At 73.4% G+C, this 21,199-nt stretch carries 19 protein-coding genes; 17 read left to right on the forward strand and 2 right to left on the reverse strand.

Annotated elements, in window-relative coordinates; translation table 11 throughout:
* The first annotated feature begins 132 nt into the window (after positions 1-132).
* The 5 genes from ACZ7N4_RS04230 (at position 133) to ACZ7N4_RS04250 (ending at position 4,608) form a co-directional block, all read left to right on the forward strand.
* Positions 133-741, forward strand: coding sequence for an RNA polymerase sigma factor (locus tag ACZ7N4_RS04230; RefSeq protein WP_471353553.1), 609 nt, complete (start codon positions 133-135; stop codon positions 739-741).
* Positions 738-1,727 carry a cupin domain-containing protein gene (locus ACZ7N4_RS04235; RefSeq protein WP_471353555.1) on the forward strand — a complete coding sequence of 330 codons (990 nt, stop codon included), beginning with the start codon at positions 738-740 and terminating at the stop codon, positions 1,725-1,727. Before ACZ7N4_RS04230 ends, ACZ7N4_RS04235 begins: the two co-directional genes overlap by 4 nt.
* Before the next feature lie 156 nt (positions 1,728-1,883).
* Positions 1,884-2,657, forward strand: coding sequence for an ABC transporter ATP-binding protein (locus ACZ7N4_RS04240; protein WP_471353557.1), 774 nt, complete (start codon positions 1,884-1,886; stop codon positions 2,655-2,657).
* Positions 2,654-4,000 carry a hypothetical protein gene (locus ACZ7N4_RS04245; protein WP_471353559.1) on the forward strand — a complete coding sequence of 449 codons (1,347 nt, stop codon included), beginning with the start codon at positions 2,654-2,656 and terminating at the stop codon, positions 3,998-4,000. The genes ACZ7N4_RS04240 and ACZ7N4_RS04245 overlap by 4 nt, the downstream gene beginning before the upstream one ends.
* Positions 3,997-4,608, forward strand: a complete 612-nt coding sequence (locus ACZ7N4_RS04250) for a hypothetical protein (RefSeq protein ID WP_471353561.1) — start codon at positions 3,997-3,999, stop codon at positions 4,606-4,608. Before ACZ7N4_RS04245 ends, ACZ7N4_RS04250 begins: the two co-directional genes overlap by 4 nt.
* Positions 4,609-4,705: 97 nt before the next feature.
* Here ACZ7N4_RS04250 and ACZ7N4_RS04255 read toward each other — a convergent pair whose 3' ends face one another.
* Positions 4,706-5,242, reverse strand: a complete 537-nt coding sequence (locus tag ACZ7N4_RS04255) for an HNH endonuclease (RefSeq protein ID WP_014672759.1) — start codon at positions 5,240-5,242, stop codon at positions 4,706-4,708.
* Positions 5,243-5,558: 316 nt separating this feature from the next.
* On the opposite strand from ACZ7N4_RS04255, the gene ACZ7N4_RS04260 reads away from it, so the two are divergent.
* Together ACZ7N4_RS04260 and ACZ7N4_RS04265 are read left to right on the forward strand one after the other, a co-directional pair.
* Complete coding sequence (locus ACZ7N4_RS04260; RefSeq protein ID WP_471353564.1) at positions 5,559-6,671, forward strand: mechanosensitive ion channel family protein; 1,113 nt, start codon at positions 5,559-5,561, stop codon at positions 6,669-6,671.
* Positions 6,672-7,053: 382 nt separating this feature from the next.
* Positions 7,054-7,422 (forward strand): Uma2 family endonuclease, encoded by a 369-nt coding sequence (locus ACZ7N4_RS04265; RefSeq protein WP_471353566.1) that lies wholly within the window; start codon positions 7,054-7,056, stop codon positions 7,420-7,422.
* Here the strand turns inward: ACZ7N4_RS04265 and ACZ7N4_RS04270 are convergent.
* Positions 7,412-7,675: a hypothetical protein gene (locus ACZ7N4_RS04270; RefSeq protein WP_471353568.1), complete on the reverse strand. Its 264-nt coding sequence runs from the start codon at positions 7,673-7,675 to the stop codon at positions 7,412-7,414. The genes ACZ7N4_RS04265 and ACZ7N4_RS04270 overlap by 11 nt on opposite strands.
* Before the next feature lie 337 nt (positions 7,676-8,012).
* Between ACZ7N4_RS04270 and ACZ7N4_RS04275 the strand changes: the two genes are divergently transcribed.
* The 10 genes from ACZ7N4_RS04275 to ACZ7N4_RS04320 all read left to right on the forward strand — a co-directional run bounded on the left by ACZ7N4_RS04275 (position 8,013) and on the right by ACZ7N4_RS04320 (position 21,198).
* A complete protein-coding gene (locus ACZ7N4_RS04275; protein ID WP_471353570.1) occupies positions 8,013-9,224 on the forward strand; it encodes an ROK family transcriptional regulator in 1,212 nt (403 codons plus the stop codon).
* Between the two features lie 56 nt (positions 9,225-9,280).
* On the forward strand, positions 9,281-10,636 hold the full coding sequence (locus ACZ7N4_RS04280; protein ID WP_471353571.1) for an ABC transporter substrate-binding protein: 1,356 nt from the start codon (positions 9,281-9,283) through the stop codon (positions 10,634-10,636).
* A complete protein-coding gene (locus tag ACZ7N4_RS04285; protein WP_471353573.1) occupies positions 10,636-11,577 on the forward strand; it encodes a carbohydrate ABC transporter permease in 942 nt (313 codons plus the stop codon). The genes ACZ7N4_RS04280 and ACZ7N4_RS04285 overlap by 1 nt, the downstream gene beginning before the upstream one ends.
* 3 nt (positions 11,578-11,580) lie before the next feature.
* Entirely contained in the window at positions 11,581-12,414 is an 834-nt protein-coding gene (locus tag ACZ7N4_RS04290; RefSeq protein WP_471353576.1) for a carbohydrate ABC transporter permease, read from the forward strand.
* 7 nt (positions 12,415-12,421) lie between these two features.
* Positions 12,422-13,687 (forward strand): 6-phospho-beta-glucosidase, encoded by a 1,266-nt coding sequence (locus tag ACZ7N4_RS04295; RefSeq protein WP_471353579.1) that lies wholly within the window; start codon positions 12,422-12,424, stop codon positions 13,685-13,687.
* Entirely contained in the window at positions 13,678-14,676 is a 999-nt protein-coding gene (locus ACZ7N4_RS04300) for an N-acetylglucosamine kinase (protein ID WP_471353581.1), read from the forward strand. Before ACZ7N4_RS04295 ends, ACZ7N4_RS04300 begins: the two co-directional genes overlap by 10 nt.
* Before the next feature lie 249 nt (positions 14,677-14,925).
* Positions 14,926-16,359, forward strand: coding sequence for a hypothetical protein (locus tag ACZ7N4_RS04305; protein WP_471353583.1), 1,434 nt, complete (start codon positions 14,926-14,928; stop codon positions 16,357-16,359).
* Positions 16,360-16,373: 14 nt separating this feature from the next.
* Positions 16,374-17,405, forward strand: a complete 1,032-nt coding sequence (locus ACZ7N4_RS04310; RefSeq protein ID WP_471353585.1) for a glutamate ABC transporter substrate-binding protein — start codon at positions 16,374-16,376, stop codon at positions 17,403-17,405.
* Between the two features lie 41 nt (positions 17,406-17,446).
* A complete protein-coding gene (locus ACZ7N4_RS04315) occupies positions 17,447-18,727 on the forward strand; it encodes a hypothetical protein (protein ID WP_471353588.1) in 1,281 nt (426 codons plus the stop codon).
* Positions 18,724-21,198, forward strand: coding sequence for a serine/threonine-protein kinase (locus tag ACZ7N4_RS04320; RefSeq protein WP_471353590.1), 2,475 nt, complete (start codon positions 18,724-18,726; stop codon positions 21,196-21,198). The genes ACZ7N4_RS04315 and ACZ7N4_RS04320 overlap by 4 nt, the downstream gene beginning before the upstream one ends.
* The last annotated feature ends 1 nt before the right edge of the window (position 21,199 follow it).

Consider the following 21,199-nt stretch of genomic DNA (forward strand, 5'->3'; position numbering starts at 1 on the left):
ACGGCTTCGGACGGGTGGGGTTACGGCAGGCCTACCCCGTGAGCCCCGCGCCACGCCCGGCAAAAACCGGCGCCGGGGTGATCCGGCGCCGGTCCGGTGATCGATAGAGGGGGTGTGAGACTGTTCCGCCCCATGGGGGGCCAGCGGGAGACGGACGACGGGAGCGGCGCGGACGCCGCCCTGCTGCGGGCCGTCGCACAGGGGGACGCGGCGGCGATGGCCGACCTGTACGACCGGCACGCCGGGTGGCTGCACGCGCGGCTGTCCCGGCGGTGCGCCGACCCGGAGCTGGTGCGGGAGGTGCTGCAGGACACGTTCGTCACGGTGTGGCGGTCGGCGGCCGGGCACCGCGGGCAGGAGGCCGGCGGCTGGCTGTGGACGATCGCCGCGCGCCGGCTGGTCGACGCGCGGCGGGTGCAGGAGCGGGCCGTGCGGGTCGCGGGACCGCTGCCGGAGCCCGGGTCCCCCGGACGGTACGAGTCCGCCGCCGCGCCGTCCGCCGAGGACCGGGTGCTGGCGGGGCTCGAGTACGGCGATGTCGGCACCGCGCTCGACCGGATCTCCCCGGAGCTGCGGGAGGTGCTGCGGGCGACGGTCATCGACGGGCTGAGCACGCGGGAGGCGGCCCGGCTGCTCGGCATCCCGGAGGGCACGGTCAAGTCCCGGGCCCGGCGTGCCCGCGCCGAACTGCGGGAGGCACTCGACCGGTTGCACCCGTCCCCGCTGGGAGGCACGGCATGACACAGCGCGAACGACGGCCCTGGCACGTCTCCGACGACCTGGCCGCCCGCTACGCCGGGGGCGACCTGCCGGAACCGGACGCGTGGTCACTGGAGAAGCACGTGGAGGACTGCGCGGGGTGCGCGTCCCGGGTGTCGGCCGCGGTGCGCGGTACGGCGGCGGGGGCGGTGCTCGCGCAGGTGCGGGCGGCAGTGCTGGAGTCGGCGCCGACACCGACCGTGTCCCCGGCGCCTGCCGCCTCCCACCCACCGACCGCGTCCCACACACCTGCCGCGTCCCACGCTCCCGCCCCCTCCCACGCACCTGCCGGGCCCCCCGCGCCGGTCGTGTTCCCCGCCCCTGCCGGACGGCCCGCGCTGTCCCGGCTCGCCCGGCTGCTGTGGGCCGCGGGGCCCGCCGTGCGCGGGGCGTGGCTGCCGGCGGTGCTGGTCGTGGCCGTCGCCGCGCTGGCCCTCTCCTACGTGGCGGGGTTCGCAGGAGCGCGGGCGCTGCTGCTGGCCGTGGCGCCGGTGGTGCCGGTCGCCGGGGTCGCCCTGTCCTACGGCCCGCACGCGGACCCCCTGCACGAGGTGGCGGCGGCCACTCCGAACGGCGGGCTGCGGCTCGCGCTCACCCGTACGGTCGCCGTGCTCGCGGTGTGCGTGCCGCTGCTGACGCTGACCGGGCTGCTGCTTCCCGCCTCGGGCGCGCCGGCCGCGGCGGCCTGGCTGCTGCCGGGGCTGACGCTGGCCCTGGCCTCGCTGGCCCTGGCCTCCTTCGTGGGGTGCCGGGTCGCGGCCGGGGTGACGGGGGGCGGCTGGCTGTGCGCCGTGCTGTCACCGGTGGCGGTGGCGCCGGGCGCGGCGGCGACCGCACGGCTGTCCGAGCAGCTCTCCCGCTGCCTGGACGGCACCGCGACGCAGGCCGCGTGGGCGGCGGCGGCCGTCCTGAGCGCGGCCCTGCTGGCGCTGCGCCGCCCGGCGTACGACCGCCCGTCGCGCCCCTGACGGCGCGCGGACCACGCCCCGGGGACCGGACCGGGCCGGGCCCTGGAACAGCGGGTACGACCACGACCGGCCACGGCGCCGGCCCCGCTCTTCCTCTTCCCCCGATCACCTCACCCCGGCCCCCATTCCTCCCCTCCCTCTTCTCCTGGAGAGCCCATGAGTTCCATACGCGTGTCCGGCCTGCGGGTCCGGCACCGCAAGACGCTTGCCCTCGACTCGCTCGACCTGGCGCTCGGCACCGGTGTGCACGGGCTGCTGGGGCCGAACGGGGCGGGGAAGACCTCGCTCATCCGGGTGCTGGCCACGGTGGCGCGGCCGGACTCCGGGCGGGTGGAGCTGCTCGGCGAGGACACCGCCGGCCACCGCGCCCTGGCCGGGGTGCGGCGCCGGCTGGGCTATCTGCCGCAGGAGTTCGGCTACTACCCGGGTTTCACCGTGCGGGAGTTCGTGGCGTACGTGGCCTGGCTGAAGGAGGTGCCGGCCGCGCGGGTGCCGGCGGCCGTGGAACGGGCGGTGGCCCGGGTGGGGCTCGCGGACCGTGTCGACGCCAAGGTGCGGACCCTGTCCGGCGGCATGGTCCGCCGGGTCGGGATCGCGCAGGCGATCGTCAACGACCCCGCCGTACTGCTGCTGGACGAGCCGACCGCCGGTCTGGACCCGGAGCAGCGGGTGGAGTTCCGTGAGCTGCTGCGCGAGCTGGGCACCTCGTCGACCGTGGTGGTCTCCACCCACCTGGTGGAGGACGTGGCCGCCGCCTGTACGGAGGTGACCCTGCTGGACGGGGGCCGGATCGCGTACCGGGGGACGCCGGAGGCGCTGTCGCTGCTCGGCGAGACGTCCGGCGGCCCGGGTGACCACCCGATCGAGCGCGGGTACACGGCGGCGCTGCGCGCCCACCGCGCGCCGGGTGCGCGGGAGGCGGTCCGATGACCCTCGCCGCGCGTCCCACGGACACCATGGATCCCGCCGACCGCACGGCGGCGCCCGCGCGGGCGCCGCACCCGTTGCGCGCCGAGGCCGTCCGCGGCTTCGCGCCCTGGGCCGGGGCCGCGGTGCTGCTGTCGTTCGGCGCGATGCTCGCCGGCACGGCGGACCGCTGGCAGGGCGGGTGGGCGGAGACCGCCACCGAGACGCACACGGCCATGCTGATCACCCTTCCGCTGGCCGCGGCGGCGGGCTGCTGGCAGGGCGGCCGGGAGCGGCGGCGCAGCACCGAGGAGTTGTGGCGTACGACCGTACGTCCGCCGCTGGTCCGTCTGTTCGTGTCGGCGCTGCCGGTGGCGCTCTGGGTGGCCGCCGGCTACCTGGTCACGGCGGCCCTGGCGTTGCTCGCCACCTGGCCCTACGCCCAGGGCGACCACCCGCACCCGACCCTGCTCCCGGGTGACACGGTCGCCCTGGTGGCGGGCGCGCTGGCCGGGCATGTGCTGGGCCGGACCGTGCCCACCCGGCTGGCGGCCCCGCTGCTGGCGATGGCCGGGTACGTGGGGCTCGGCGTCCTGTCGATCGACGGCCAGGGCGTGGGCCGCACGCTCAGTCCGGCCGCGACCCTCGGGATGGGGCAGCTGCCGGTGTGGTGGCAGCCGTGGGCGATGGCGGTGTGGACGGGCGGACTGGCGTGCGCCGCCGTGCTGGCGTACGCGGCCCGGCGCCGGGTGACGGCCCTGTGGCCGCTGGCCGCCGCGCTGGCCGCGGGCGCGCTGCTGGTGCAGACCGGGGACGGTGTGTGGCACACCGATCCGCTCGCCCGCCGCCAGGTGTGCGACACCTCCGTGGCTCCGGCGGTCTGCGTCAACGCCCGGTACACCGGGATGCTCCCGCAGGTCAGTCGGGCCCTGTCGGGGGTCACGGGGAAGCTGGAGGGGGTGCGGAACCTGCCGGCGCGCTGGGCGGACCACGACGGCGCGCTGCGCGCCGACGAGGCCCGGCTGCCGGGCATCACGCCGCTGGGCTGGTCGGCCGTGCGGGGGCGGCTGACCGATCCGGAGCAGTTCGCGTGGGAGGCCGTCGTCGCGCTGGAGAACGGCGACTGCCCCGAATCCGCGACGACCGAGCGCGTTGTGTGGGCCGAGGACGCGGTCGAGTCCTACCTCGCACCGAACAGCCTGCAGAGGAAGGGGCTGGTGCCCGGCGACGGCCCCGTCGAGGAGCGCAGGCTCCTGGCCGCCCGGGCCAGGCTGGCCGGAATGGCGGAGCGGCAGCGCCGTGACTGGCTGTCGGCGTACTTCGCGGCCCGCGCGGGCTGCCACCCGAAGGAGGTCCCCTCACTGTGACGACGACCCACGGCCCCTTGCTGTACGCGCGCTCCCGGGCACTGCCGCTCACCCTGGCCGCGCTCGCCGGGACGGCCGCCTTCGCGGTCTGGGCGGCGGGGCGGCTGGACGCCTACCTCGACCCGGAGCGCCGGGTGCCGATCGTCGCCCTGGCGCCGCTGCTGGCGTCGGCGGTGATCGGGGCGAGCCTGTACACGCCCTCGGACGAGCTGGACCGCACGGCCGTACGCCGCTGGTGGCCGCGCCGGCTGGCGCAGCTGGCCGGCCTGACCGCGCTGGCCGCCCTGCTGGTGGCCCCGGCCGTCCTCGGCCACACGGAGACCTTCGGCCCGCCCGCCGTGCTCCGCAACACCCTCGGCTGTACGGGGCTGACGGCGGCGGCGGCCGTACTCCTGGGGGCCCGGCTGAGCTGGCTCCCGGCGTTCGGCTACGTCACCGCCGTCTACCTGGGCTCCCACGCGGCGCGCGGCCGGGCGGCCACGGTCTGGGCGTGGCCGGTGCAGCCGGGCGCGGCGGCGGGCGCGTGGGCGGCGGCGGTGACGGCGTTCGTGCTGGGTGCCGGGCTGTACGCCGTGCGCGGCGCACGCCCGGAGGGACCGCGCGGCTGACCGGCCCCCGGGCAGGGCACCGTAAGGCGCCTGCCGGCCGCGACCGCGCCGGACACACCCCTGGGCAGGCCCCGGAGACACAACGGGCCCGGTTCGACTAGGCAGAGATACCGTCGATCCGGGCCAGGGCATCGTCCGCGCCGTAGGGCTGCAAGTACGGCAACCAGCGCGGGTCGCGGTGTCCCGTGCCGATGATCCGCCAGGCCAGTCCCGTGGGCGGAGCCGGTTTGTGGCGGAGCCGCCAGCCCAGTTCCACCAGGTGGCGGTCGGCCTTGACGTGGTTGCAGCGGCGGCACGAGGCCACCACGTTGTCCCAGACGTGCTTGCCCCCGCGACTGCGCGGGATGACGTGGTCGACGCTGGTTGCGACGCCACCGCAGTACATGCACCGGCCCCCGTCGCGGGCGAAGAGCGCACGGCGGGTGAGCGGGACGGGCCCTCGGTAGGGGACCCGGACGAATCGCTTGAGCCGGACCACGCTGGGTGCGGGGAGGGTGACGGTTGCGCTGTGCATATAGGCGCCGGATTCCTCCAGGGAGACTGCCTTGTTCTCCAGGACGAGGACGAGCGCGCGGCGGAGCGGTACGACGCCGAGCGGCTCGTACGACGCGTTGAGGACCAGGACATGCGGCACGGGTGCCTCCTTGGGCGTCGGCGGCGCGTGGCTCGCGCCGGGACGATCTGCAGTCAGTCTCCCCTCATGCCTGGTGAACGCGCCACCATGTCCCGGTAACGGGCTGGGAGTGTTTTCGACCACACCCGATACATCCCCCCGACCATGGCCTGTTCAAGCCCGCGTGAGCCGTGTCTCTCCTGCACGCCTCCTGTGCGGATCGGCCCGAGGCACGCACCATGCCCCGTTAGTGTGGTGGTCCTGTCCGTCCGGTGACCTTTTCGTGACCTTGACCGCCCGCCGGTGCGGACCGCGCAGCACCTGGGAGGTACCTGCCGTGTCGTCCCTGCCCGCCGCCCTCTTGGCCGCCGGGGCATCCCCGTCCCCGTCCCCGTCGCCGTCGGGCTCCACGGCCCCGGCCGTGCCGACGCTCCAGGACGCCCAGGAGAGCGCGACGAACGCGGCGAGCTGGGTCGAGCAGAACTGGTCGACGTGGCTCGCGATGGGGCTGCAGATCCTGCTGATCGTGGTCGTGGCGGTGGCGCTGCGCGCGGTGGTGCGGCGGGCGATCACCAAGCTGATCGACCGGATGAACCGCACCGCGCAGGCCGTGGACGGCGGTGCGCTGGGCGGGCTGCTGGTCAACGCCGAGCGGCGGCGGCAGCGGGCGGCGGCGATCGGTTCGGTGCTGCGGTCGGTGGCGAGCTTCCTGATCCTCGGCACGGCCGCGCTGATGGTGCTGGGCACCTTCAAGATCAACCTGGCGCCGCTGCTGGCCTCGGCCGGTGTCGCGGGTGTGGCGATCGGTTTCGGCGCGCGGAACCTGGTCACGGACTTCCTGTCGGGCGTGTTCATGATCCTGGAGGACCAGTACGGCGTCGGGGACGTGATCGACGCGGGTGTGGCGACCGGCGAGGTGATCGAGGTCGGGCTGCGCGTGACCAAGCTGCGCGGCGACGGCGGGGAGATCTGGTACGTCCGCAACGGCGAGGTCAAGCGGATCGGCAACCTGTCCCAGGGCTGGGCGACGGCCGGGGTCGACGTGACCGTGAAGGCGAGCGAGGACCTGGACCGGGTCAGGGCCACGCTGGACGAGGTCGCCGAGAAGATGAGCAAGGAAGAGCCCTGGCACGAACTGCTGTGGGGTCCGGTCGAGGTGCTCGGTCTGGACTCGGTGCTGATCGACTCCATGGTGGTCCGCGTCTCGGCCAAGACCATGCCCGGCAAGTCGGTCACCGTGGAGCGGGAACTGCGCTGGCGGATCAAGCGGGCGTTCGACGCGGCGAGCATCCGCATCGTGGGCGGCGCGACGGCCGTCGAGGACCAGGAGGACGCCCCCGACCCGACCGCCACGGTCGCGGCCCCCTCGGCCTACTCCAACGCGGACTCTCCGCAGACGGCGGCGGCCTCCCCGATCACCGCACAGCGCTCGGCTCCGCCGGCGAAGTAGGCGCGGCGGCGGAACGGTTCGGCACACACGTTCGCGTGAACAGGTGGGGCATCGCGGCGCGCACGGGGTGCCCCATCGTTCTGCCGGGGCGCCCGGCGTGGGCATAGCCTGGCATCAGCGTGACGAGGAGAAGCGAGCGCCGAACCGATCATGGAGCCGGTCATGACGCAGGTGGACCCCATCGACCTGTTGAGCACGTTCGAAAAGGCGTCGCCGATGCCGATTCGACCGGAGTACGTCGAGGGGACCGCAATGGTGCCGCCGCAAGCGAGCGACGACCACAACCACGGTGCCGGGGAGCTGTTCTACCAGTTCCGGTCAGCCGGAATCGAGCTCGTGGGCTTCGGCAACGGGTACCGCGCCGCCCAGGGACGGCAGAACCATGGCCCTGGTCATTCCGGACTTCTACGTCCGCCGTCGCAGGCCGACGGAGCTCGACGAGTCGTACCGCAAGGCGAACAAGGGCTGGTACCCCATCGACATGCTCGCCATGGTCGGTGAAATCACCTCCACCAACCACGAGACCGACACCGGCCCCAAGTTCCGCACCTACGCAGCTGTCGGCATTCCCCTCTACGTCCTCATCGACCGCCACTCGAAAACGGCCCACTGCTACACGGACCCCGTCCTCCCCGGCGACGACCCCACCGAGGCCTACTACAGGACCGACACCAAGGTCACCCTCGGCGACCCTCTCCCTCTCCCGGCGCCCTACCCCACCCTCGACACCACCCCGTTCCTCACCGACTGACCGGCCCGCAGGCCAGCCGGTAGGCCTCGCGGAGCCACGCCTCCTCGCCGGGGCTGACGCCGCAGGCCAGGAACGCGCCCTGGTGGGCGTTCAGCCAGGTCGTGACGCTGCCGTAGTGCGTGCCGTCCGGGCAGTTCACGGCGAAGCTGGCGTCCACGGCCTTCACGGCCTCCGCGGTGACGAAGCGGCCGCCGCCGGAGTCCAAGCGCTCGGGGTGCCGGGGATGGTGGGCGGTGTCCTCGCCGGGTGCCATCAGGTCCCCGGTGTCGTAGCCCAGGCGCTCCTTCGTCGCCCCCAGTCTCGCGCGTCGCCCGAAGGTAAGCGCTGTGACCAGCGAAAACCACCGCCGTTGCGCACTCGTGACACACCGTCGGAGGCCGCTCGGCGCCAGCCGGACCGCTTCGTCTTCGCCGGTACGGCCACCACGGCCGCGAAGACCTATTGACGCCCCCTTCGTCCTGGGCTTACGTTCCTCCCACCCCAATAGGAAAGTTTCCTAACAGTGATCTCCGGCATCAGGTGATCAAGACTGGACGCCATGCCCAGGTCACTGAAAAGCTGGGCGGCTGGAAAGGCAGGTGTCGACCCCCATGGCAGGAACCGCCGGTACGCCGGGCACCCCGCGCGTCCTGCGCGCCATGAACGACCGCGCCGCCCTGGACCTGCTGCTGGAACACGGGCCGCTGTCGCGCACCCGGATCGGCAAGCTCACCGGCCTGTCCAAGCCCACCGCCTCCCAGCTGCTGGCCCGCCTGGAGGCGGCCGGCCTGGTCCGGCTCACCGGCACCAGCGAGGGACGTCCCGGCCCCAACGCCCAGCTGTACGCGGTCGACCCGACCGCCGCCTACGCCGCCGGGATCGACGTCACCCCGCACCGCATCCGCGCCGCCGTCGCCGACATCACCGGCCGCACGGTCGGCGAGCACGAGCTGCCCACCCCCGGCCGGCGCCCCGCGCGGTCCGTCGTCCAGCAGGTCACCGACGCCCTCGACGGCGCCGTCAAGGCGGCCGGGCTCGCCCGGTCCGACGTGCACCGGCTGGTCATCGGCACGCCCGGTGCCTTCGACCCCACCACCGGGCGGCTGCGCTACGCCTCCCACCTGCCCGGCTGGCACTCCCCCGCGCTGCTCGACGACCTCGCGGCAGCCCTGCCGATGCCGGTCGAGTACGAGAACGACGTCAACCTCGTCGCCATCGCCGAACAGCGGCTCGGCGCGGCCCGCGGCCACGGGGACTTCGTGCTGCTCTGGAACGAGGAGGGCCTCGGCGCCGCCCTGGTCCTGGGCGGCCGGCTGCACCGCGGCTGGACCGGCGGCGCCGGCGAGGTCGGCTTCCTGCCGGTGCCGGGCGCCCCCCTGGTCCGGCAGGTCACCAAGGCCAACAGCGGCGGCTACCAGGAGCTGGCCGGCTCCCAGACGCTGCCGAAGCTGGCCCGGGAACTCGGCGTTCCGGACGTGCCGTCGGGGCCGTACCCCGAAGCCGCCACCGCACTCGTGGCCCGCGCCGCCGACCACGCGAGCGGCCCGTACCGGGAGCTGCTCCAGGCCTACGCCACCCGGCTGGCCACCGGCCTGGCCTCGCTCGTCTCCGTCCTCGACCCCGAACTCGTCGTCCTCAGCGGCTCCGCGCTGACAGCCGGCGGCGAGGTGCTGCGCGCCCTCGTCCAGGCCGAGCTGGAGGAGCTGGCCGCGGCCCGGCCCCGGCTGGTCGTCGGCGACGTCCACGAACACCCCGTGCTGCGCGGCGCGCTGGAGTCCGCGCTCGCCGCCACCCGCGACGAGGTCTTCGACACCTCGCGCTGAGCCCGCCCCACACCGGTAGCACCAGCCCCTGGCACCTGTCCCCGGGAGACCTCGCCATGCCCACCGCCCTGCCCCCGGTCATACCCTCGGCCGCCCGAAAAGCGGCTTGTGTCCTGACCGCTTCCCTCGCCCTCCTCGCCACCGCCTGCACCGGCCAGTCCGGCTCGGGCGCCACCGACGACCCCTCGAAGGACACCACGATCACCTTCTGGCACGCCTGGAGCGCGCCGAACGAGGTGAAGGCCGTCGAAGCGCTGGTCGCCGGCTTCGAGATCGCGCACCCCACCATCCACGTGAACATCGTCGGCAACATGACCGACGACAAGATCAACCAGGCGCTGCGGGCCGGCGGCGACCGGGCCCCGGACGTCATCTCGTCGTTCACCACCAACAACGTGGGCAGGTTCTGCTCCTCGGGCGCACTGGTCGACCTCAACCCGTTCTTCGAGAAGTCCGGGATCGACCCGGAGAAGACGTTCCCGAAGCCGATGAACGAGTACACCCGGTTCGACGGCAACCGCTGCGCCGTTCCGCTGCTCGGTGACGCGTACGGGCTCTACTACAACAAGACGGCGTTCAAGAAGGCGGGCATCGCCGGACCCCCGAGGACCTGGTCGGAGTTCGAGGCCGACGCGAGGAAACTGACCGTCCGCCAGGGCGACGGCTACCGGCAGCTCGGGTTCATGCCGGACTACCACGGCTGGGAATCCACCACCGAGCACTACCTCGGCCAGTTCTCGCCGACGTACTTCGACAGGAACGGCAAGTCGAACCTCGCCAAGGACCCCGCGTTCGAGGAGGGCTTCACGCTCCAGAAGAAGCTGGTGGACGAACTCGGCGGCTTCACACGGCTGGAGAGGTTCCGCGCCACCCTCGGCGACGAGTGGGGCCCCAAGCACCCCTTCCACACCGGCCAGGTCGCCATGCAGCTCGACGGCGAGTGGCGGCTCGGCATGGCCGAGGACGCGAAACCCGGCTTCGACATCGGGGTGGCCCCGCTGCCCGTCCCGGACGACCAGGCCGACCAGTACGGCAAGGGATACATCACCGGCACCATCACGGGCATCGCCGCCACCAGCCGCAAGCCGAACGCGGCCTGGGAGTTCATCAGGTACATCACCACGGACACGGACGCGGTGGTCGGCTTCGCCAACGACATCCACAACGTGCCCTCCACGCTCGCCGCGCTGAAGTCCCCGAAGCTGACGTACGACCCGCGCTTCAAGACCTTCCTGGACATCGCCGCCAACCCGCACTCCACCACCACTCCCGCCTCGGTCAACGGCGGGGTGTACCTGGTGACGATCCAGCAGTTCGGCTACGACTACGAGAGCGGCAAGGTCACCGACCTCAAGGCCGGGCTGCGGAAGACGGCCGCGCAGATCGACACGGACATCGCGCAGGCCCGGTGATGGCCACCGTCACCCTCGCGTCGAAACGCCGGCGCGCGGCGCTGCGCACCCTCGCCTTCATGTCGCCGTGGCTCGTCGGCTTCTCGGTCTTCTTCGCCTATCCGCTGATCTCCACCGTCTACTTCTCCTTCATGCACTACGACGGCTTCCGGCCGCCGCAGTGGAGCGGCGGGAAGAACTGGACGTACGTCTTCCAGCACTACCCGCTGTTCTGGCCCGCGCTGCGCAACACGCTGTGGCTGGTCGTGATCATGGTGAGTCTGCGGGTGGTGTTCGGGCTGGGCGTCGGGCTGCTCATCACCAGGATCAGGACGGGCACGGGTGTCTTCCGCACCCTGTTCTACCTGCCGTACCTCGCCCCGCCGGTCGCGGCGACCATGGCCTTCGCGTTCCTGCTCAACCCGGGCACCGGCCCGGTGAACTCCCTGCTGGAGAAGGCCGGGCTGCCGGCACCGGGCTGGTTCAACGACCCCGCGTGGTCCAAGCCGGCGCTGACCCTGCTGGCGCTGTGGGGCATCGGCGACCTGATGGTCGTCTTCATGGCCGCGCTGCTCGACGTACCGGCCGAGCAGTACGAGGCGGCGGAGCTGGACGGCGCCTCGGCCTGGCAGCGTTTCCGGTACGTCACCCTGCCGAACATCTCGCCGATCGTGATGTTCGCCGTCGTCACCGGCGTGATCCAGACCATGCAGTACTACACGCAGCCGCTGGTGGCCGGGAAGGTCGCCTCCGGAGTGATCCAGGGCGCCGGCACCCAGTTCGAGCCCGGCTACCCCGACAAGTCCACGCTCACCCTCCCCCAGCTCGTCTACAACCTCGGCTTCCAGCGCTTCGACTACGGCTCGGCGTGCGTGGTGGCGCTGGTGCTGTTCGCCCTGTCGATGGCGTTCACCACGCTGCTGATGCGGCGCAGGGGCGGCCTGATCCAGGCAGGTGACTGACGTATGAACCGCCGCAAGGCATCTCTGGAGTGGGTGGCAGTCCACTCCCTGGGCGTGGCAGCCGCGCTGTTCTTCACGCTCCCCTTCGTCTTCGTGTTCCTGACCTCGCTGATGAGCGACAGCCAGGCCCTCAGCCGGGACCTGATCCCGCACACCTGGGAGTGGGGCAACTACAGAAGCGTGCTCGACACCCCGGGCTTCCTCACCTGGTGGCGGAACACGCTGCTCTACGCCGGGCTCGGCACCGTGCTGACCGTGGTCTCCTCGGTCCCGGTGGCGTACGCGCTCGCCAAGTTCCGCTTCCGGGGCCGCAACCTGTCCCTCATGCTGGTGATCTCGATGATGATGCTGCCCCCGCAGGTGGTCGTCATCCCGATGTACCTCTTCTGGGCGAAACAGCTGGACCTGTCCGGCACGCTGTGGCCGCTGATCGTCCCGATGGCGTTCGGGGACGCGTTCTCCGTCTTCCTGCTGCGCCAGTTCCTGATGACGATCCCGAACGAGTACCTGGACGCGGCGAAGGTCGACGGCTGCGGCGACCTCAGGACCCTGCTGCGGGTCGTCCTGCCGATGGCCCGGCCGGGCATCGCCGCCGTGGCCCTCTTCCAGTTCTTCTACGCCTGGAACGACTACTTCGGCCCGCAGATCTACGCGTCCGAGAACCCCGGCGCCTGGACCCTGTCCTACGGGCTGGAGTCCTTCAAGGGCGCCCACCACACCGACTGGAACCTCACCATGGCCGCCACCGTGCTGGTCATGACCCCCGTGATCCTCGTGTTCTTCTTCGCCCAGAAGGCATTCGTCGAAGGCGTCACGCTCACCGGAGTGAAGGGTTGAACCACACATGAAACTCACCGTGGTCGGCGGAGGCTCGACCTACACCCCCGAACTCGTCGACGGCTTCGCGCGCCTCAGGGACACCCTGCCCGTCGAGGAACTGGTCCTGGTGGACCCGGACGCCGAGCGTCTGGCGCTGGTCGGCGGCCTGGCCCGCCGGATCTTCGCCCGGCAGGGCCACGGCGGCCGGATCGTCACCACGTCCGACCTGGACGCGGGCGTCGACGGCGCCGACGCCGTGCTGCTCCAGCTCCGCGTCGGCGGCCAGGCGGCCCGGGAGCAGGACGAGACCTGGCCGCTGGAGTGCGGCTGCATCGGCCAGGAGACCACCGGCGCGGGCGGTCTGGCGAAGGCGCTGCGCACGGTCCCGGTCGTGCTCGACATCGCCGAACGGGTCCGCCGTGGCAACCCGCGCGCGTGGATCATCGACTTCACCAACCCGGTCGGCATCGTCACCCGCGCCCTGCTCCAGGCGGGCCACCGGGCGGTGGGCCTGTGCAACGTGGCGATCGGCTTCCAGCGGAAGTTCGCGGCCCTCCTCGGTGTGGCACCGGCGGATGTGCATCTGGGCCATGTGGGCCTCAACCACCTCACCTGGGAAACCGGTGTGCGGCTGGGCGGCCCGGAGGGCGAGAACGTCCTGCCGAAGCTCCTGGCCGAGCACGGCGAGGCGATCGCCGACGACGTCCGCCTCCCCCGCACCCTGCTGGACCGCCTGGGCGTCGTCCCCTCCTACTACCTGCGCTACTACTACGCGCACGACGAGGTCGTACGCGAACTGCGCACCAAGCCGTCGCGCGCCTCCGAGGTGGCCGCCATGGAACGGCAGCTGCTGGCGATGTACGGCGACCCGGCCCTGGACGAGAAGCCGGCGCTGCTGGCCAAGCGGGGCGGCGCCTTCTACTCGGAGGCGGCCGTGGACCTGGCGGCGGCCCTGCTGGGCGGGGGAGGCAGCCCGTACCAGGTGGTGAACACGCTCAACCGGGGCACGCTGTCCTTCCTCCCGGACGACGCGGTGATCGAGGTGCAGGCGGCGGTCGGCCCTGCGGGCCCGGTCCCGCTGCCGGTCCCCGAGCCGGACCCGCTGTTCTCGGGCCTGGTCGCGAACGTGACGGCGTACGAGGAGCTGGCCCTGGAGGCGGCGCTGCGCGGCGGCCGGGACCGCGTCTTCCGCGCGCTGCTCGCCCACCCGCTGATCGGCCAGCACGCCTACGCCGACACCCTCACCGACCAGCTGGTCGCGCACAACCGGGAGCACCTCGCGTGGGCCTGACCGCACCCGCGCCCGCGACGGTTCTCGCCATCGACGCGGGCAACAGCAAGACCGACGTGGCCGTGGTCACCGGCGCCGGCGAGGTCCTGGCGACGGCCCGCGGCGGTGGCTTCCGTCCGCCCGCGGTGGGCGTGGCCGCGGCGCTGGACGCGCTGGCGGCGCCGGTGACCCGGGCGTTCGCGGACGCCGGGGTCACCTCCGTCGGCCACGTCGCGGCCTGCCTGGCCAACGCAGACCTGCCGGTGGAGGAGGAGCAGTTGGCGAGCGCGCTGCACGCGCGCGCGTGGGGCGCGTCGGTGGAGGTCCGCAACGACACCTTCGCGATCCTGCGCGCGGGCGTCGCCGAGCCGCGCGGAGTGGCGGTGGTGTGCGGGGCGGGCATCAACTGCGTGGGCATGCGCCCCGACGGCCGCACCGCCCGCTTCCCGGCCATCGGCCGTATCTCCGGTGACTGGGGCGGCGGCTGGGGGCTGGCGGAGGAGGCGCTGTGGCACGCGGCCCGCGCGGAGGACGGCCGCGGGGAGCCGACCTCGCTGGCCCGCACCCTCCCCGCGCACTTCGGCCTGCCGGACATGTACGCCCTCATCGAGGCGCTGCACCTGGGGCACGTCGGCCAGGACCGCCGGCACGAGCTGACACCCGTGCTGTTCGCCACGGCGGCGGACGGCGACCCGGTGGCCCGGGCGATCGTCGCCCGGCTCGCGGAGGAGGTCACGGTGATGGCGACGGTCGCCCTGACCCGCCTGGAGCTGCTGGCGGAGGAGGTCCCGGTGCTCCTCGGCGGCAGCGTCCTCACCGCGGGCCACTCCCAGCTGGACGACGGCATCCGCACCCTGCTGGCGGCCCGCGCCCCCAAGGCCGACGTCCGCGTGGTGACGGCGAGTCCCGTGCTGGGCGCGGTCCTGCTGGGCCTGGACCGGCTGGGCTCGGGCACACGGGCGCAGGAGCGGGCGCGGAGTCACTGGGAACCGGTACGACGCCCCAGCTGACCCGGGGCACGGGGGGGCACCGGTCTCGCGGTGAGGCGCCGGTCCGGGGCTGTCCGCCTTCCGGACGCCGGCTCGGCACAACGGGAACCGATCCGTCCCGACGGGCGTGTTCATCAGCGGGGGGTGGTGCGTCGGGCGCCGTGCGCCCGGGGCCCACTGCGATCCGATCAAGATCGGGTGAAGGCCGGTGCGCATGCCGGTGCCGGCGGCGATACTTGGCGGCGAACGGATGACCACGGGGGAGGTCAAGTGACACACCCGCCGAAGAGCGCGGCACCACCGGTGGCGGGCCCCGGTGTGCCCGCCGCCCCCGGCGTCCCCGCACAGCCCGGGCGTCCGGCTGCCGTCGGTCCGGGTGTGCCGCCCGCGCGCCGGACCGCCTTCGCCGAGGGCGCCGAGCGGCTGCGGGCCGCCGCGACGACCGAGCCGGGCCGGCTGCGGATCATCGGCGCGGTGCTCGCGCTGCTGGTCGTCGTGTTCGGCGTGGTCACCGCCTGGCAGACCAGCGCCCGCTCGGCCGCCGCCGACGACGTCCTGCACCGCAGCCAGCCGCTCAGCTCCGGCGCGGCCGCCCTCTACCGTTCGCTGGCCGACGCCAACACCGCCGCCTCCAGCGGGTTCCTCGCCGGCGGCCAGGAGAACGCGCAGTCCAGGGACCGGTACGAGAAGGACATCCGGACCGCCGCCGCGGGCCTCGTCACCGCCGCCGCCAACGCCGAGCCGGGCTCCGCCGCCGAGGCCACCATCACCCGGCTGAACCGGCTGCTGCCCGAGTACAAGGGCCTCATCGAGCGCGCCCGGACGTACAACCGGCAGGGCTATCCGGTCGGCGGCGCCTATCTGCGGTACGCCAACGAGAAGATGCAGAAGCAGATGCTCCCGGCGGCGGAGGACCTCTACACGACGGAGAACGGACGCCTCGACGCCGACTACGGCAACGCGACGCCGTACCCCTGGGCGGCGATCGCGCTCGGTCTGCTCGCCCTGGCCGCGCTCGGCTGGGCCCAGCGCCGCATGTACCGGCGCACCAACCGCGTCCTCAACCACGGCCTGGTCGCCGCCGCCGCAGCGACCACCGCCGCCCTGCTCTGGCTGGTCGTGGGCCACGCGGTCGCCCGCTCCGGCCTCGACGGCTCCTACGAGCACGGGATCCGCTCGCTCAACGTCCTCCACGACGCCCGGATCGCCTCTCTGAAGGCGCGCGGCAACGAGAACCTGAGCCTGGTGGCGCGCGGCGCGGAGACCGTCACGGTGGACGGGAAGCCGTACGACGCCTACTACCACGCCTTCGACAAGGACATCGCCGTGCTCGGCAAGGGCCTCACCGAGGCGGCGCGGCTCGCCGACGACCAGGGGGGTACCGCACCGGTCAAGGCGGCCGAGGGCGACATGGCGGTGTGGAAGCAGCGTCACACCGCCGCCCGCAGCGAGGACGAGAACGGCAACTACCAGCAGGCGCTGGACAAGGTGATCGGCGCCGAGGGAGCGACCGCCGAGTGCTTCGACGGCGTCGACCGCAGTCTCGCCCGGGCCATCGACCACGAGCAGGCCGAGTTCCGGCAGGCCGCCGGTGACGGACGGGACGCCATGACCGGGCTGCCGGTGGGCGTCGCCGTCCTCGCGGTGCTGGGCGCGGCCGGCGCCGTCGCCGGCATCGGCCGCAGACTTTCGGAGTACCGGTGACAGGGGGCAAGGTGATGGACGTGAGCCGTGCACGGCCGTCCCTGCGGGGCTGGGGCGGAGTCGCCGCGATGGCGGTGCTGTGCGCGCTGGCACTGGCGTTCGCCCTGCTGCTGCCGTGCACCCAGCGGGCGCCTCGGGGCCCGGAGCGGGCCGGGCAGAAGACGGCCACCGGCGTCCAGGCCCGCGCCGACGGCTGCGTGGACGCCGAGGCGCACCGGCAGACGCTCGCCCCGTCCGGCGCGGACGGCCCGACGATCGACGCCATCAAGGCCCGTACGGGCGCCAAGCGCAAGCTGGTCGTCGGCGTCGACCAGAACAGCTACCGCTGGGGCTACCGCAACCCCAACACCGAGGGCGCGCGCCTGGAGGGCTTCGACATCGACCTGGTGCACCGGATCGCCGAGGACGTCCTCGGGGACCCGGACGCGGTGCAGTTCAAGGCGATCCCGACCAGCATGCGGATACCGGCGATCGAGGACGGGCGCGTCGACATGGTGGTGCGCACCATGACGATCACCTGTGCCCGGCTGCGGCAGGTCGCCTTCTCCGCGCCCTACTTCAAGACCGGCCAGCAGGTCCTCGCGCCCAAGTCGTCCCCGATCACGGGCTACGACGGCTCGCTGGCGCACAAGAAGGTGTGCACGGCGGCCGGTTCGACGGCCCACGCCAAGCTGGACGCCGACCGGAAGGAGGGCCGGCTGCCCGCCTCCACCGACATCTCCACCACCGTCCCGAACCAGCTGGACTGCCTGGTCCGGCTGCAACTCGGCGAGGTGGACGCCGTCGTGACCGACGGCGCGCTCGCCGCGAGCCAGGCCGCGCAGGACCCGACGGTGGAACTCAAGGGCAAGGCCTTCACGACCGAGTACTACGGAGTGGCGATGAAGAAGGACGCGAGCGATCTGGCGCGCCGGGTCAACCGCGTTCTGGTGGACTATCGCGCGCAGGGCTGGCAGACGTCGTACGACGACTGGCTGTCGGCGACACTGGGGAAGGATTCCGCTGCGTCGAAACCGCCCGCGCCGCAGTACCTGCGCGGCAGTTGAGCCGCGGCCGACCGGAACAGACAGCAAGCGAGAGGTGATCGATGGGCGTCACGGACCCCGCCGGGCCGGTGATGGACCGGGACGAGGTGGACCGTGCGCTGGCGCGGCTCGGCCAGGAGCACGAGGCGATCGAGACCTCGCTGCTGGCCCTGCAGGACCACGCGGGCCGCAGACTCCTCGAAGGTGCCGACCTGGCCGGCGTCACCCGGGAACGCTGGCAGGCGACGGAGGGGCGGATCACCCGGTTGTGGGCGTACTTCGACGCCTACACGGCCGCGCTGCGCGGTGCCCGGGAGATCCGCGCGCGGCGCCGCTGGTCCAGCCGGGAGGACCTGGCGGAGCTGACCGCGCTGCTGCGCGGCGAGTCCGTGACCGTCCCCGGCGTGGGCACCGGCCGGCTCAGTGAGACGTACTCGCTGTCCGCGCTGGTGGAGCGGATGAACGAGCTGTACGCGACGAGCCTGGACGTGATCGTCGCCGCCGACGCGGTGTGGTCGGCGCTGCCCGCGCGGATCGATTTACTCGCCGCGGAACTCCAGCGCACCCGGGGTCTCGCGCACTCCGTCGGGGTGCGCCCCGGAGAGCACCCGGCCGGCGACGACCTGGAGCGGATCACCCGCACGCTGACCCGGCTGCGCGAGGACGTCGTCCGCGACCCGCTCGCCTTCTGGGTGCCGGCCCAGGGCAGTTCGGCGCCCGGTGGCGGGCGCCCGGACACCACGGTGTACGACCGTGAGGCGCGCGCCCTGGAGGACGTGCGGCGGGAGATCGACGCCGTGCTGACGGTGCGCCAGGACGCGGAGACGCGGCTGATCCGGCTGCGGGACGTGCTCTCGCGCGCGGACCGCACCCTTGCCGAGGCCCGTACCGCGCGCGGCGAGGTGCTCGCGAAGATCGCCGCGACCGAGGTGCCGGTGGTGAGCGGGCCGCCGACCGCGCTGCAGGAGCAGCTGGCGACCGCGGCCGAGTACCGCAGGCAGGCCCAGTGGCACCGGCTCTCCCCGCTGCTGGAGTCACTGGAGGAGAAGGCGGAGGACGAGCTGCTGCGGGCCCGCGAGTCGCTGACCGCGGTCACCGCGCCCCTCGCGGTCCGCGCCGAACTGCGCGGCCGGCTCGACGCCTACAAGGCGAAGGTGGCCCGGCACGGTCTCGCCGAGGACCCGCTGCTGGTCGAGCGGTACGACGCGGCCCGCCGCATGCTGTGGAGCGCGCCCTGCGACCTGCGCGTGGCGGAGCAGGCGGTGCTGCGCTACCAGCAGGCGGCGGCCGAACTCATCGGCGGCGCGAACGCTCCGGGGGACCGCAAGGGGGACACGTCATGAGTCGGCCGGGGCAGACCTGCCAGCGACCGGGCTGCGCGGGGACGTACGAGGACGTCGGCGGCGGCGAGCTGTACTGCGACACGTGCGGACTCGCCCCCGTGGTCTCGGCCGGGGGTCCCCCCGCCGGGGGAGGTCTGGTGGGCTCGCCGGCCACCGGGATCACCAACCGCTCCTCCGAGAGCGGCGGTTCACGCAGCGCGCGGACGTCCTCGCAGTCGTCGAAGTCACGCCGCTCGGTGTCCGGGCGGCTCTCCCGGTCGCTGTCGGGGAACTCCACGGGCCGCTCGGTGTCGGTGCGCAGCTCCGGCGCCTCGTCGGGCACCTCCTCGCGCGGCCGGCTGGGCGCCGGACTCGTCTCGGTGCCACAGGTGCCGCGGCCCGACCCGCGCGCGATGGTGCTGGAGAACCCGGAGGTGCCGGAGCGGAAGCGGTTCTGCTCGCGCGCGGACTGCGGGGCTCCCGTGGGCCGGGCCCGGGGTGACCGGCCGGGCCGCACGGAGGGGTTCTGCACCAAGTGCGGGCACCCCTATTCCTTCGTGCCCAAGCTGAAGGCCGGGGACATCGTGCACGGCCAGTACGAGGTGGCGGGCTGTCTCGCGCACGGCGGGCTCGGCTGGGTCTACCTCGCCGTGGACCGGGCCGTCTCCGACCGCTGGGTGGTGCTGAAGGGCCTGCTGGACACCGGCGACCAGGACGCGATGGCCGCGGCGATCTCCGAGCGGCGCTTCCTCTCGGAGATCGAGCACGCCAACATCGTGCGGATCTACAACTTCGTGGAGCACCTGGACCAGCGCACCGGTTCCCTAGACGGCTACATCGTCATGGAGTACGTCGGCGGCAAGTCCCTGAAGGAGATCGCCAACGCCCGCCGGGCGCCCGACGGCCGGCGCGACCCGCTGCCGGTGGAGCAGGCGTGCGCGTACGGCATCGAGGCGCTGGAGGCCCTCGGTCACCTGCACAGCCGCAACCTCCTCTACTGCGACTTCAAGGTCGACAACGCCATCCAGACCGAGGACCAGCTCAAGCTGATCGACATGGGCGCGGTCCGCCGCATGGACGACGACGAGTCGGCGATCTACGGCACGGTCGGCTACCAGGCCCCGGAGGTCGCCGAGTCCGGCCCGTCGGTGGCCAGCGACCTGTACACGGTGGGTCGCACCCTCGCCGTGCTCACCTTCGACTTCCAGGGCTACACGAACGTCTACGCCGACTCCCTGCCCGACCCCGACAGCATCGAGGTCTTCCGCCGGTACGAGTCCTTCTACCGGCTCCTGGTCCGCGCCACCGACCCCGACCCGGCCCGCCGGTTCGCCTCCGCGCAGGAGATGGCCGAGCAGCTGACGGGGGTGCTGCGGGAGGTCGTCTCGCTGCAGTCCGGGCAGGCGCGGCCCGCGCTGTCGACGCTGTTCGGACCCGAGGTCAAGGTCACCGACACCGAGCTGTTCCCGCGGCTGGACGGGGACGTGTCCCGGCTGGGGGCGCGCCCGGTGGGGAAGGCGCCCGCCGCCCCGGCCGCGCCGCCGCCGGCGCTGGTCGAGCCGGTCGACACGGCGGCCGCCGCGCCGGCCCTGCCGGTGCCGCTGGTCGACCCGGCCGATCCCAACGCCGGTTTTCTCGCGGGCCTGATGGCCTCGGCGCCGGCCGAGCTGATGACCGCGCTGGCCGCGGCGCCCGCCCAGACCATGGAGACCCGGCTCAGGCAGGTCCGCGCCCGGCTGGAGAGCGGCGACCACCAGGGCGCGGCGACGAGCCTCGCCAAGCTGGACGAGGAACGGCCGGACGACTGGCGGGTGGTGTGGTACCGGGGTGTGGCCGCGCTGGCCACCGGCGACTTCGAGGGCGCCGCGCTCGCGTTCGACGCGATCTACGACGCCTTCCCCGGTGAGGCCGCGCCCAAGCTGGCGCTCGGCCTGTGCGCCGAGGTGCTGGGCCAGTTGGACAACGCGGCCGAGTACTACCACCTGGTGTGGTCGACCGACCCGAGTTTCGTGAGCGCCGCGTTCGGGCTGGCCCGGGTGCGGCTCGCGGCCGGGGACCGCGGCGGGGCCGTGCGGACGCTGGAGTCGGTGCCGGAGTCCTCCATCCACTACACGGCCGCCCGGGTCGCCGCCGTCCGGGCCCGGCTGAGACAGCGCACCGCGGGCGTCGGTGACGTACCGTTCCTGGACGACCTGACGGCCGCCGCCGGTCAGGTCGAGGCGCTCCAGGCGTACGGTCTGGATCCGGCGCGGCGCGAGCTGTTGTCGGCGGAGGTGCTCGGTTGTGCGCTGGACTGGATACTCTCCGGGGGCCAGGGCACCGGGCCCGCCGCCGGCGGCCGGGTGCTGCTGGGCAGCGGTCTGGACGAGCGGGGCCTCCGCTTCGGCCTGGAGCGCGCCTACCGCACGCTGGCCCGGCTGGCGCCCGGCGGCAAGGAGAGGATCGAGCTGGTGGAACGGGCCAACCGTTACCGCCCCCGGACGTGGGTGTAGT

This window comes from Streptomyces sp. NPDC107654, assembly GCF_055639035.1.